The 13,124-nt window shown below is 44.8% G+C and carries 16 protein-coding genes; 13 read left to right on the forward strand and 3 right to left on the reverse strand.

Annotated elements, in window-relative coordinates:
• The first annotated feature begins 18 nt into the window (after positions 1-18).
• From glpX to QA442_RS02820, 7 genes are all read left to right on the forward strand, one after another.
• Positions 19-984 carry a class II fructose-bisphosphatase gene (glpX, locus tag QA442_RS02790; RefSeq protein ID WP_040081539.1) on the forward strand — a complete coding sequence of 322 codons (966 nt, stop codon included), beginning with the start codon at positions 19-21 and terminating at the stop codon, positions 982-984.
• A gap of 214 nt (positions 985-1,198) precedes the next feature.
• The gene (locus tag QA442_RS02795) at positions 1,199-1,360 is read left to right on the forward strand and encodes a hypothetical protein (protein ID WP_003227632.1); all 162 of its coding nucleotides are present in this window, start codon (positions 1,199-1,201) and stop codon (positions 1,358-1,360) included.
• A gap of 30 nt (positions 1,361-1,390) precedes the next feature.
• Positions 1,391-2,674, forward strand: coding sequence for a transcription termination factor Rho (gene rho, locus QA442_RS02800; protein ID WP_041352859.1), 1,284 nt, complete (start codon positions 1,391-1,393; stop codon positions 2,672-2,674).
• A 118-nt stretch (positions 2,675-2,792) separates the two neighbouring features.
• Positions 2,793-2,993, forward strand: a complete 201-nt coding sequence (gene rpmE, locus QA442_RS02805) for a 50S ribosomal protein L31 (RefSeq protein WP_003151132.1) — start codon at positions 2,793-2,795, stop codon at positions 2,991-2,993.
• An 88-nt stretch (positions 2,994-3,081) separates the two neighbouring features.
• On the forward strand, positions 3,082-3,669 hold the full coding sequence (locus QA442_RS02810) for a thymidine kinase (protein ID WP_095432242.1): 588 nt from the start codon (positions 3,082-3,084) through the stop codon (positions 3,667-3,669).
• 289 nt (positions 3,670-3,958) lie between these two features.
• Entirely contained in the window at positions 3,959-5,656 is a 1,698-nt protein-coding gene (malS, locus tag QA442_RS02815) for an oxaloacetate-decarboxylating malate dehydrogenase (protein WP_040081540.1), read from the forward strand.
• 81 nt (positions 5,657-5,737) lie between these two features.
• The gene (locus tag QA442_RS02820) at positions 5,738-6,697 is read left to right on the forward strand and encodes an AEC family transporter (RefSeq protein WP_014478268.1); all 960 of its coding nucleotides are present in this window, start codon (positions 5,738-5,740) and stop codon (positions 6,695-6,697) included.
• 34 nt (positions 6,698-6,731) lie between these two features.
• Here QA442_RS02820 and racA read toward each other — a convergent pair whose 3' ends face one another.
• Positions 6,732-7,286 carry a chromosome-anchoring protein RacA gene (gene racA / locus QA442_RS02825; protein ID WP_069150493.1) on the reverse strand — a complete coding sequence of 185 codons (555 nt, stop codon included), beginning with the start codon at positions 7,284-7,286 and terminating at the stop codon, positions 6,732-6,734.
• 121 nt (positions 7,287-7,407) lie between these two features.
• Entirely contained in the window at positions 7,408-7,794 is a 387-nt protein-coding gene (gene gloA2, locus QA442_RS02830) for an SMU1112c/YaeR family gloxylase I-like metalloprotein (RefSeq protein WP_095432241.1), read from the reverse strand.
• Between the two features lie 125 nt (positions 7,795-7,919).
• Here gloA2 and prfA point away from each other — a divergent pair, with 125 nt between their 5' ends.
• From prfA to QA442_RS02845, 3 genes are read left to right on the forward strand one after another with little or no spacing between them, the layout of a single operon-like run.
• Positions 7,920-8,990: a peptide chain release factor 1 gene (prfA, locus tag QA442_RS02835; protein ID WP_003227645.1), complete on the forward strand. Its 1,071-nt coding sequence runs from the start codon at positions 7,920-7,922 to the stop codon at positions 8,988-8,990.
• 1 nt (position 8,991) lies between these two features.
• Positions 8,992-9,858 (forward strand): peptide chain release factor N(5)-glutamine methyltransferase, encoded by an 867-nt coding sequence (prmC, locus tag QA442_RS02840; protein ID WP_071581762.1) that lies wholly within the window; start codon positions 8,992-8,994, stop codon positions 9,856-9,858.
• 59 nt (positions 9,859-9,917) lie between these two features.
• Positions 9,918-10,205 carry a DUF5316 family protein gene (locus QA442_RS02845; protein ID WP_095432240.1) on the forward strand — a complete coding sequence of 96 codons (288 nt, stop codon included), beginning with the start codon at positions 9,918-9,920 and terminating at the stop codon, positions 10,203-10,205.
• 16 nt (positions 10,206-10,221) lie between these two features.
• Here QA442_RS02845 and QA442_RS02850 read toward each other — a convergent pair whose 3' ends face one another.
• Positions 10,222-10,584 (reverse strand): UPF0715 family protein, encoded by a 363-nt coding sequence (locus QA442_RS02850; protein ID WP_014478265.1) that lies wholly within the window; start codon positions 10,582-10,584, stop codon positions 10,222-10,224.
• A 140-nt stretch (positions 10,585-10,724) separates the two neighbouring features.
• Between QA442_RS02850 and spoIIR the strand changes: the two genes are divergently transcribed.
• The 3 genes from spoIIR to QA442_RS02865 all read left to right on the forward strand — a co-directional run bounded on the left by spoIIR (position 10,725) and on the right by QA442_RS02865 (position 13,105).
• Positions 10,725-11,399, forward strand: coding sequence for a stage II sporulation protein R (gene spoIIR, locus QA442_RS02855; RefSeq protein ID WP_069150490.1), 675 nt, complete (start codon positions 10,725-10,727; stop codon positions 11,397-11,399).
• Positions 11,400-11,464: 65 nt separating this feature from the next.
• The gene (locus QA442_RS02860) at positions 11,465-11,908 is read left to right on the forward strand and encodes a GNAT family N-acetyltransferase (RefSeq protein WP_103749267.1); all 444 of its coding nucleotides are present in this window, start codon (positions 11,465-11,467) and stop codon (positions 11,906-11,908) included.
• Positions 11,909-12,064: 156 nt separating this feature from the next.
• Positions 12,065-13,105, forward strand: coding sequence for an L-threonylcarbamoyladenylate synthase (locus tag QA442_RS02865; protein WP_095432238.1), 1,041 nt, complete (start codon positions 12,065-12,067; stop codon positions 13,103-13,105).
• The last annotated feature ends 19 nt before the right edge of the window (positions 13,106-13,124 follow it).

Raw genomic sequence — 13,124 nt, forward strand, 5'->3', positions numbered from 1 at the left:
AGAGGAGATCGTGTTGAAATGGAAAGAAGTTTATCAATGGAATTGGTACGTGTAACCGAAGCTGCGGCATTAGCATCGGCGAGATGGATGGGCCGGGGAAAAAAGGACGAGGCTGATGAAGCGGCAACAAGTGCAATGAGAGACGTTTTTGATACAGTGCCGATGAAAGGGACCGTTGTAATCGGTGAGGGAGAAATGGACGAAGCGCCAATGCTGTATATCGGGGAAAAACTCGGAAACGGGTACGGCCCGCGCGTTGATGTCGCAGTTGACCCTCTTGAAGGCACAAACATCTTAGCAAGCGGCGGCTGGAACGCGCTGACGGTGATCGCGGTCGCAGACCATGGCACGCTGCTGAATGCTCCTGACATGTATATGCAAAAAATTGCAGTCGGTCCGGAGGCGGTGGGCTGCATTGATATTGAAGCACCTGTCATTGACAACCTTAAAGCGGTGGCAAAAGCAAAAAACAAGGACGTTGAGGACGTCGTTGCCACCATTTTAAACCGTGAAAGACACGAAAAAATCATTTCCGAGCTTCGTGAGGCCGGCGCCAGAATCAAATTGATCAATGACGGCGATGTCGCTGGCGCCATCAACACGGCTTTCGACCACACGGGCGTTGACATCCTGTTCGGATCAGGCGGCGCTCCTGAGGGTGTGCTATCCGCTGTCGCGCTAAAAGCGCTCGGCGGAGAAATCATTGGTAAACTTCTTCCGCAAAACGAAGAAGAAATCACACGCTGTCACAAAATGGGCCTTGATTTAAGCAAAGTCCTTCGCATGGAAGACCTTGTGAAGGGTGATGACGCGATTTTTGCAGCTACAGGGGTTACTGACGGCGAGCTGTTAAAAGGAGTTCAATTTAAAGGCTCTGTCGGAACAACTGAAAGCTTAGTTATCCGTGCAAAATCAGGCACTGTCCGTTTCGTTGACGGCAGACACAGCTTGAAAAAGAAACCAAATCTTGTAATCCGTCCATAACAAACAGAAAAAGCGGGTGAGAGCCCGCTTTAACTTTTGCAGAAAAGCGTCAACTCTATCAATTCCATGTCAAAACCTTATTTCAGTTGAATAATTTTTTGAAATAAGGTAAAAATAAAGAGTGCTGCGAATTTTACTGCGTAATACCTTCTTTTAAGCACTAGGAAAGTTTCAATTTCTACCGCATACAGACGATATAAGTATTGATCTTCTCATGTTTTTGTCCTCGCTTCCTTCAAAACTCATTAAGACAATCCTTTTAACAAAAGCGCCAATCATGGGTGGAAGTGTTACCGATAGAAGTTCCTTTATGTTAAAAAAAGAATGTGCTTTGGCGGATGTTGTGCAAAAGCAGCAGATGACATGTTCAGAGTAAGATATTGACTATGAAAAGCGTGGTGTTTTTATGAAAGACGTATCTATTTCCTCATTGGAAAATATGAAATTGAAAGAGCTTTATGAACTTGCAAGACATTATAAAATCTCTTATTACAGTAAACTGACAAAAAAAGAACTCATTTTCGCCATTCTGAAAGCGAATGCAGAACAGGAAGACCTGTTGTTTATGGAAGGCGTTCTTGAGATCATCCAGTCTGAAGGTTTCGGCTTCCTGAGACCGATCAACTACTCTCCAAGCTCAGAAGATATTTACATCTCAGCTTCACAAATCCGCCGTTTCGATTTGCGGAACGGAGACAAAGTATCCGGCAAGGTTCGCCCGCCAAAAGAAAATGAGCGTTACTATGGACTTTTGCACGTTGAAGCAGTGAACGGGGATGATCCCGAATCAGCAAAAGAGCGTGTGCATTTCCCTGCTCTTACGCCACTTTATCCAGATCGCCAAATGGTGCTTGAAACAAAGCCGAACTTCTTGTCTACAAGAATTATGGACATGATGGCGCCGGTCGGATTTGGACAGCGCGGATTGATTGTGGCGCCGCCGAAAGCCGGAAAAACGATATTGCTGAAGGAAATTGCCAACAGCATTACAGCGAACCAGCCTGAAGCAGAGCTAATCGTGCTTTTAATTGATGAAAGACCTGAGGAAGTAACCGATATCGAGCGTTCTGTAGCTGGGGATGTCGTCAGCTCAACGTTTGATGAAGTGCCGGAAAACCATATCAAAGTGGCCGAGCTTGTGCTTGAGCGCGCGATGCGTCTCGTGGAACATAAAAAAGACGTCATCATCCTGATGGATAGTATCACTCGGCTTGCCCGCGCCTACAACTTAGTGATTCCGCCAAGCGGAAGAACGCTCTCTGGGGGGATTGACCCAGCGGCGTTCCACCGTCCGAAACGCTTCTTCGGAGCTGCGAGAAATATTGAAGAGGGCGGCAGCTTAACCATCCTTGCTACGGCTCTTGTTGATACAGGATCACGTATGGATGATGTTATTTACGAAGAATTCAAGGGAACAGGCAACATGGAGCTTCACCTTGACCGCTCTCTGGCAGAGCGCCGCATCTTCCCTGCCATTGATATCCGCCGTTCTGGAACGCGCAAAGAAGAGCTGCTTGTGCCTAAAGAGCATCTTGATCGTCTATGGTCGATCCGCAAAACGATGTCTGATTCACCTGATTTCGCAGAAAAGTTCATGAGAAAAATGAAAAAAACCAAAACAAACCAGGAATTTTTCGATATTCTCAATCAAGAATGGAAACAGGCAAATCTATCATCTGCAAGAAGGTAAATTGTATTTGCAAAAGAAGTAAATCACTGATATAATTTTCTCATATGCGTTTCGGACAACGCTCCGAAATAATAACTCTGTTTCCACACGGGATTCAGGGCGGAAGGAGATGGATACAATGAAAGCAGGAATTCATCCTAATTTCAAAAAAGCAACAGTTAAATGCGCTTGCGGAAATGAATTTGAAACAGGCTCAGTAAAAGAAGAGGTACGCGTTGAGATTTGCTCTGAATGCCACCCATTCTACACTGGTCGTCAAAAATTCGCTTCTGCTGATGGTCGTGTTGATCGCTTTAACAAAAAATACGGTCTTAAGTAATAATAGATTTCTCAACAGGCAAGAAGCAATCTTGCCTGTTTTTTATATTGTCTAAAGCACAGCTGGCAGAGAGAGGGGGGCGAAGCATATGTACATAATGAAACAAAGCGGGTGGCTTGAGCTGATTTGCGGCAGCATGTTCTCGGGGAAATCTGAAGAGCTGATCAGAAGAGTGAAGAGAGCGACTTACGCCAAGCAGGAAGTTAGGGTATTTAAGCCTGTGATTGATAATCGATACAGCGAAGCTGCTGTTGTCTCCCATAATGGAACATCAATGACGAGCTACGCCATTTCGTCTGCTGCTGACATTTGGGATCACATCAGTGAAAGTACAGATGTGATTGCGGTTGATGAAGTGCAGTTTTTTGATCAGGAAATTGTTGAGGTTTTATCATCTCTTGCCGATAAAGGCTACCGTGTGATAGCAGCGGGCCTTGATATGGATTTTAGGGGAGAGCCGTTCGGCGTCGTGCCGAATATTATGGCGATTGCAGAAAGTGTGACAAAGCTGCAAGCCGTTTGTTCTGTCTGCGGATCACCGGCGAGCAGAACACAGCGCCTCATTAACGGCAAACCTGCTTCTTACGATGATCCGGTCATTTTGGTTGGTGCCTCTGAATCGTATGAAGCCAGATGCAGACATCATCATGAAGTCCCAGGAAAATCTAAAAAATAGTCCAAAACATGGGTATAAAGATAGAAAGCACCGGCTGAAAACACCGGTGTTTTTTTTATATTCTGATAATATTCAATTAAAAAATTTAATTAAGTATATTAAAAAATTAAGTAATTTTCTTCCCTTGAATTTTGATTTTGACAGGCATACAATAGCTTACGTAATGTAAATAGTTTTGAGACATTGTTCGAATAATTGTCACAAAGTCGCATAAAGATCATGATCGGTCATATTTTAGATGGGTTATTACTTAACTTGGTTAACTATTTCAAGAAAGAAGGAGATTTGCTTGAATAACATAAAAAAAACCAAAGAAGGGCACTTAGAAACAACTCTTAGAGGAAAAGAAGTTTTATCTATTCCTACTTTAAATAAAGGCGTTGCTTTTTCACTAGAAGAAAGACAAGAACTTGGCTTAGAAGGGCTTCTTCCGCCAACTGTACTTTCTCTTGATCAACAAGCACAACGCGCGTACGAGCAGTTCCAAGCGCAGCCTGACCGCCTTCGTCAAAATGTTTACTTAAGTGATCTTGCAAACCGCAATGAAGTTCTTTTCTATAAATTGCTGCAAAACCATCTTCGCGAAATGCTTCCTGTTGTGTACACACCAACAGTTGGTGAAGCGATTCAGGAGTACAGCCATGAATATAGAAGACCTCAAGGAATCTACTTGTCAATCGACAACATTGACGGTATTGAAAAAGCGTTTGAAAACCTTCATGCGACAGCAGGCGATATTGATCTTATTGTTGCTACTGACTCTGAAAGCATTCTCGGTATCGGTGACTGGGGTGTAGGCGGTATTAACATCGCAATCGGTAAATTAGCTGTTTACACTGCTGCAGCTGGTATTGACCCTAGCCGTGTTATCCCGGTTGTGCTTGATGTCGGTACGAACAACGAAAAACTTCTAAACGATCCTTTATATATTGGGAACAAGCATGAACGTGTTCAAGGTGAACGCTATGAAGCTTTCATTGACGCTTATGTAAAAGCTGCATTGAAATTCTTCCCTAAAGCGCTTCTTCACTGGGAAGACCTTGGCAACAAAAATGCACGCAATATCATGAAGAAATACAATCATGAAATCCTGACATTTAATGATGATATTCAAGGTACTGGCGCGATTACACTTGCTGGTGTGCTTGCCGCTATGAAGAAAACAGGCGCTTCTATTAAAGATCAGCGTGTTGTTATTTTCGGTGCTGGTTCTGCCGGTATTGGTATTGCTGACCAAATCCGTGACACAATGGTGCTTGCCGGATTGTCTGAAGAAGAAGCTAACAAACGCTTCTACACACTTGATTACAGAGGCTTGCTGACTGAAGACATCGAAGGCATCCTTGATTTCCAAAAACCTTACCTTCGCAATGCGGATGAAGTGAAAGACTGGAAGCGCGATGAAAAAGGTCAAATTCCATTCGATGAAGTGGTTCGCCAAGCGAAACCAACGATCTTGATTGGCACTTCAGGGGTTTCAGGTGCGTTCACAGAGGAAATTGTAAAAGAAATGGCATCTCACGTAGACCGTCCGGTTATCATGCCGATGTCTAACCCGACTCACCTTGCTGAAGCAGTTCCTGAAGACCTGTTCAAATGGACTGACGGAAAAGTGCTTATTGCAACAGGAAGCCCATTTGACAATGTAGAATACAACGGTGTTTCTTATGAAATCGGACAATCTAACAACGCATTCGCGTTCCCTGGTCTTGGACTTGGTTCAATTGTAGCTGAAGCGCGTATCATTACACCTGCTATGTTTGCTGCAACTGCTGATGCGATTGCTGAAATGGTTGATCTTGAAACACCTGGAGCAGGGCTGCTTCCAAGCATTGATAAGCTTCAAGAGGTTTCTATTCAAGTTGCGATTGCCGTTGCTGAAGCAGCAATTAAAGACGGCGTGGCAAATCGTCAGCCTGAAGATGTGAAACAAGCGGTTCTTGATGCAATGTGGACACCGGAATACAAAAAAATCATCGCGAAATAATTAGCGAGTAAATTTTTCTGTCCGAGGGAAAGCTTTTTGTAAAGCTAAAGTATACGGACATAGGATTTGGAGGAGAATATTTTGAGCATCTTAGATATCTTAATCCTCCTGGCGCCGATCTTCTTTGTTATCGTGCTGGGTTGGTTTGCAGGACATTTTGGAAGTTATGATGCCAAGTCGGCAAAAGGGGTAAGTACGTTAGTAACGAAATACGCACTTCCAGCTCACTTTATCGCTGGTATTTTGACAACTTCCAGAAGTGAATTTTTATCACAAGTTCCTTTAATGATTTCTTTAATTATTGGGATTGTTGGTTTCTATATCATCATTCTTTTGGTTTGTAGATTTATTTTCAAGTATGATTTAACGAACTCATCTGTATTTTCTTTGAACTCTGCACAGCCGACATTCGCGTTTATGGGTATTCCTGTATTGGGAAGCTTATTCGGAGCGAATGAAGTTGCGATTCCGATCGCGGTCACAGGTATCGTGGTAAACGCGATTCTTGATCCGCTCGCGATCATTGTTGCTACTGTAGGTGAGACTTCTAAGAAAAACGAAGAGGGTGGCGACAGCTTCTGGAAGATGACAGGAAAATCAATCCTGCATGGTCTTTGTGAGCCGCTTGCAGCTGCTCCGTTAATCAGTATGATCTTAGTGTTGGTGTTCAACTTCACTCTTCCTGAGCTAGGTGTTAAAATGCTCGATCAGCTTGGAAGCACAACATCTGGTGTTGCTCTCTTTGCTGTCGGTGTTACCGTTGGTATTCGTAAAATTAAACTCAGTATGCCGGCTATCGGTATTGCGTTACTAAAAGTTGCGGTTCAGCCTGCGTTAATGTTCCTGATTGCTCTTGCAGTCGGACTTCCAGCTGACCAAATGACAAAAGCGATCCTTCTAGTTGCATTCCCTGGTTCTGCCGTTGCAGCCATGATTGCGACTCGTTTCGAGAAACAAGAAGAAGAAACTGCGACTGCGTTTGTGGTCAGTGCGATTCTGTCTTTGATTTCACTTCCAATCATTATCGCGCTTACTGCGTAACAAAAAAAGCTCCCTTTACGGGGAGCTTTTTGCTTTAGGTTTGAAATTTGAACAGTGACAGCAGCGGTTTTTTTCTTGTTTTGGTTTTTTCGGAAGCAGCAGCAGTCTCGGGGATCGGCTGAGCGGTGAATTCTTTCATTTGCGAGGTCAGTGATTGCAGGTCTGCAAGAATATCATCGATTTCTCTGCGGTGCTGAAGCAGCTGGTAAGATACACCTTCATCGGCTTTTTGTTTCAGCTGGCGTTCCAGCTCCGAAATCCTTGCTATCAGTTCGTTTTCGTCCTGCCTTTGCTGTAAAAGGGTGTCCAGCTTTTGTTCAAGCTGCTCGATTCTTCGTTCTGTGTCGCCATTTGTTTTTTGGACAAGGAAGCCTGTGCGCTTTTTAGCGCTTTTCGGCAGATGAATATCCTGAATCGCCGTGCCTTCAGAGATTTGTTTTTGAACAGATTTTAGAACCTTCACGTCTTCTGCTGTGAACGAATAGTGTCCGAGCTCATTGCGTTCGGCAGGGAGATTCAGCTGCTTCACCCACCGCTGCACCGTTTTTGCGGAGACGCCGAGTTCACTTGCTACCATATTTGTATTCATGATCCCATACCTCCTTTTTAGCTAGGTATTCGACCATAGAATGCGGTTCCCTTCCCGTTAGACAAAACAAGAAAAGATTCGGCAAAGAAAGTGGGTATCTCCTTTTTTTCTTCAAAAAATATTATTGTTCATACAGTTCTAAAGGAAGCTGATCAGGATCAAAAAAGAAGGTGAAACGCTTGCCGGTCAGCGGATCTTTTCTGATTGGCTCTGTTTCAATTCCTTTTTCATGAAGCGCCTGAACCGCCTCATCCAAGCTGCTGACTGTAAAGGCGAGGTGACGCAGGCCTGCGGCTTCAGGCCGGGTTTGGCGTTCGGGCGGGTCGGGAAACGAGAACAGTTCAATGGCATACGAGCCGTTAAGCGACAAATCAAGCTTATAGGAGCCGCGCTCTTCGCGGTACGTTTCTTGAATCACCTGAAAACCAAGCTTATGTACGTAGAAAGCTTTCGATTTTTCGTAATCTGAACATATGATTGCAATATGATGTATGGATTTCAGCAACAATATCCCTCCTCGATTCCCAGTATAGCAGAGGAGGCTTTTAAAGCTGGGATTGAAATGCTTTTGACTGGGGTTAATCACTATACTATAATGAGAATGTTACGCACAGGAAAACAGAGGTGAAGACCGTGTTAGACCGTTTAAAATCAATCGAAGAACGATACGAAAAATTAAATGAGCTTTTAAGCGATCCAGAAGTAGTCAACGATCCGAAAAAGCTGAGAGAATATTCAAAAGAGCAATCTGATATACAAGAAACAGTTGACGTATATAGACAATACAGAGATGCGTCAGAACAGCTGGCTGATGCAAAAGCAATGCTTGAAGAGAAGCTGGACGCTGAGATGCGCGACATGGTGAAGGAAGAGATTTCTGAACTTCAGAAGGAAACGGAAACACTGTCAGAACGCTTGAAAGTGCTCTTGATCCCGAAAGATCCTAATGACGACAAAAACGTTATCATGGAGATTCGCGGAGCTGCAGGAGGCGAGGAAGCTGCTTTATTCGCTGGCAACCTGTACAGAATGTATTCCCGTTACGCTGAGCTTCAAGGCTGGAAGACTGAGGTCATGGAAGCGAATGTAACCGGAACAGGCGGCTACAAAGAGATCATCTTTATGATTACGGGAAGCGGCGCATATTCTAAACTCAAATATGAAAACGGCGCCCACCGCGTACAGCGTGTTCCGGAAACAGAATCGGGCGGACGTATCCATACATCCACTGCAACGGTAGCTTGTCTTCCTGAGGCGGAGGAGGTAGAGGTTGACATCCATGAGAAGGATATCCGCGTCGATACGTTTGCTTCAAGCGGACCGGGCGGACAAAGCGTCAACACAACAATGTCTGCCGTTCGTCTGACGCACTTGCCGACAGGTGTTGTTGTATCATGCCAGGATGAAAAATCTCAAATCAAGAACAAAGAAAAAGCAATGAAGGTTCTTCGTGCCAGAATCTATGATAAATTTCAGCAGGAAGCCCAGGCTGAATATGATCAAACACGGAAATCAGCAGTCGGATCTGGTGACCGTTCTGAACGTATCCGCACATACAACTTCCCGCAAAACCGTGTGACGGATCACAGAATCGGTTTGACGATTCAAAAGCTAGATCAGATTCTTGAAGGCAAACTTGACGAAGTGGTTGAAGCACTGATCGTAGAAGATCAGGCGAGCAAGCTTCAGCAGTCGGAAGGTTAAGATGAAGACGATATTCGAAGCCCTGAAATGGGCTTCTTCTTATTTAACCGAAGCGGGAAGAGAAGAAAATGCTGCCGAGCTGCTATTGCTTTATGATACTGGAATGGAGAGAAGCAGGCTGCTCGCCAGCTTGCAGGAACCGATTGGCGACGACGAACTGTATCGTTTTACGCGTCACGTCGAGATGCATAAAGAGGGCGTGCCGGTTCAATACATTATCGGAAAAGAGTTTTTTTACGGGCGGGAATTTATGGTGAATGATGATGTGCTGATCCCGCGGCCGGAAACAGAAGAGGTTGTCCTTCATTTGCTTGAAAAATATCGTAATGTCTTTTCTGAAGAAGACCGGCTCGAAGTCGTTGACGTTGGTACAGGGAGCGGCGCGATAGCCGTCACGCTTGCGCTTGAAAACCAAAGCTTTTCTGTGTCAGCAGTCGATATTTCGAAAGAGGCGCTGCAAGTCGCCTCTGCCAATGCAGAAAAACTTGGAGCGAATGTGCGCTTTTATCAGGGCGATCTGCTTGAGCCTTTTATTAAGGCGGGAAAAAAAGCAGATATCATTGTCTCGAACCCGCCATATATTTCAGAGGAAGAAATGGCTGATCTATCAGAAATTGTCCGTTTTCATGAGCCGCTGCACGCGCTCACTGATGGCGGAGACGGGCTGAAATTTTATAAGCGGTTTATGGAAGACATCCCGCTTGTCATGAAGGAGAAAGTATTTGTCGTTTTTGAAATCGGCTGGAAACAGGGGGCGGCGGTCAAAGACTTGATCCTCAAGGCGTTTAAGGATGCGGAAGTGGAAGTGCTGAAAGATATTAATGGAAAAGACAGAACCATATGCGCTCTGATTCATAAAAATAAATAAGCAGCTTGCCGGCGAGTGAATGGATCAAGCTGTTGAACACCAGCAAAGGGGATGTAAACATGAAAAAGGCCCTGACAGCAGGAATCCTGCTCATCGCGATTGAGAGCATGATTGGCACCATTTTTCCGCAGGCTCCTTCATATGAAGCGATTTTTGGCGTTGCGTCTCTCGTTTTAGTTGGGCTCGCGATCATCACATCGGGTTTGGCTGTAAGCGGAAGCGATCAGCGGGCAAACTACCATTCAGAAACCAAAGAAGGCCGTACATCACGTCTAAAAATGGCAGCCGCTTTTTTTGTTGCGGCGATACCTTCCATTCTATGTTATTTGCTTACGGTTTTGTTTTAATAAAAAAGGAAGCCTCTTAGGCTTCCTTTTTTTGCAATAAAACAGAGTCCCATATCCAATAGATAAGAGCTGTTAATACAGCGAAAAGATAGAAGGCTGTATTTTGAAACAGAGATTGTCCCGAAGGCTGAAGCACGCCGAAAATGATCGCGTTGGCAATAAAAGCAGCGGCAAGGTAATACAGCAGGTACAAAGGGCTGAACCGTTTCGGCTTTTTATTCATCATGATTTGAAGCGGCAGTGCGAAGATCAAATAAGGAAACAGAAAATAAAATGCCATTGTGATGAGAGCGGCAATAATAAATGAATGAATATAAATAACCGAATAAAGAACCGACATCGTGAATGCTGATAACAGCACTGTATAATTGTATTTCATCTTAAACCTCCTAAAACACTATCGTACCATAAATAAGATTAACAGCTTGCTAGATTTTTTTCACCCTGCACGTTTACCCCAGGTTCTCCTTGTCCATAATAGGGCTAGAAACAAAGCACGGAGAGGAACGGTGGGGACCGATGAAAAAAACAGTAATCATTTGTATATATATCTTTCTTTTATTATCCGGAGCGCTTGTAGGGCTTGCGAAAGAAGAGACGGCACAGCAATCGGAAAATCAGCCGGTGGTCATACCAGATCAGGCGATTCGTTTGAGAATATTGGCAAACAGCGATAGTGATCAAGACCAGCAATTAAAACGTCATATCAGAGATGCGGTGAATAAAGAAATCACAACTTGGGTAAAGGATATTACTTCTATTGAAGAAGCGCGTCGTGTGATTCGCTCAAAGCTGCCTGAAATCAAAGCGATTGCAAAGGAAACGATGGAGAAAGAAGGAGCGAATCAGTCGGTATCCGTTGATTTTGACAAAATCTCATTTCCGACAAAGCTTTACGGCAACATGGTTTATCCAGCCGGTGAGTATGAAGCGATTTTGATCACGCTTGGAAACGGCGACGGCGCCAACTGGTGGTGTGTGCTGTTCCCACCCCTCTGCTTTCTCGATTTTTCTAACGGGGAAGCCGTCAAAGAACAAGAAGATAAAGAAGCCTCAAAAAAGCAGACTGAAAAAGTGCTTGAGGACGTAACCGCTAAAGCAGAGAAAGCAAAAAAAGAAGAGAAAGAAGAGAAGGAAGACGGCACAGAAGTGAAATTCTTCTTAGTCGAATGGATTTCCGACCTTTTTTCCTAATCATCTGGTCTAAAAATAGATTTGCCTCATAGATTTGAAGAAAGAACGAAAAACGGGGTGAACGAATGTTTTATCAACTGCGGGTGGCAAGGGAAAAAGACGGAGAGGTGCTTCAGGAATTTTTAAAACAGGCGAAAACCAGCTATGAAGGCGTGAAAGAAGGCTTCACTCAATTTCTTATGCTAGAGGACAATGAGAAAAACATTGCCGGCTGCCTCGGAATTGAAAAAATAAGCTGTGACCAGGGGCTGCTGCGGTCGCTGGTCATATCGGACAAGCTTCACCAAGGCCATATTGTCACGCTTTTTCAAAGCATGGAGGTGCTGTGCGAAAAGCATCAAATCAAAACCGTATATCTAGTAGCGAATCAGCTTTCCTCTGCGGACTTTCTGACGGCCATGGGATTTGAAAGAGCTGAAAGTGTACCGGAAGAACTGTTCTCTTCTGATCATTTCTGTGAATCGCGGCAAACAGAAGGGGCCGTTTTGATGAAAAAAACGTCTGGATAAATGCAGTTTATACACATACTTATCCACTTCTTTATTAGCGTTGTCCACAATTTGTGGATAACGCTTGTTTTATTACAGGACATCTTTTATACTTTCAAAAGGATTACACGCGTAAAACAATCGTTTTATTGTTGTGAATAAGGAGTTTGGTCAGAAATGAAAACGAAAAGATGGTTTGTGGATGTAACTGACGAGTTATCCACAAATGATCCACAAATTGCACAAGCAGCCGCTTTGCTTCGAGAAAATGAGGTCGTTGCCTTTCCGACAGAAACGGTATATGGCCTAGGCGCAAACGCGAAAAATACGGATGCCGTCCAAAAAATATATGAGGCAAAAGGGCGGCCGAGCGATAATCCCTTGATTGTCCACATCGCGGATATCAGCCAGCTTGAGGATTTAACGGGCCCAGCGCCGGAAAAGGCGAAAACATTGATGAAGCGGTTTTGGCCGGGAGCACTTACGCTCATTCTGCCTTGCAAACCCGGTGCGCTTTCACCTCGTGTAACGGCAGGTCTTGAAACCGTTGCTATTAGAATGCCGGATCATCCGCTTGCCCTTGCATTGATTCGTGAATCGGGGCTGCCGATTGCAGCACCGAGCGCCAATCTATCAGGCAAGCCAAGTCCCACAAAAGCGGGGCATGTGGCTCACGACTTGGATGGCCGCATAGCCGGTATTATGGATGGAGGCCCTACCGGAATCGGAGTCGAATCAACCGTGCTTTCATGTGAGGGCGACGTCCCTGTTCTCCTGCGCCCGGGCGGCATTACGAAGGAACAAATTGAAGCGGTGATCGGACCGATCCATGTGGATAAAGGGCTCAGCGACCAAAATGAGAAGCCGATTTCTCCAGGAATGAAATATACACATTATGCGCCGACAGCGCCGCTTGCCATTTGCGAAGGCAGCCCAGAGCGCATGCAGCACCTCATTCAAGAATATCAACAGGGCGGAAAACGGGTCGGTGTCCTGACAACAGAAGAAAACGCGGGCGTTTATTCCGCTGATTATGTAAAGAGCTGCGGAAGACGTGCTCAGCTTGAGACTGTTGCGGCAGGGCTGTATGATGCTTTACGCAGCTTTGATGAGAATTATGTGGATGTTATTATCTCGGAATCCTTTCCGGACACAGGTGTCGGTCTCGCCATTATGAACAGGCTGATGAAAGCCGCCGGAGGAAGAGTGATTCGCTGAAAGCAGTCGGATGTTCTAA

Origin of the sequence: Bacillus stercoris (assembly GCF_029772985.1) — a bacterium.
Lineage (GTDB): Bacteria > Bacillota > Bacilli > Bacillales > Bacillaceae > Bacillus > Bacillus stercoris.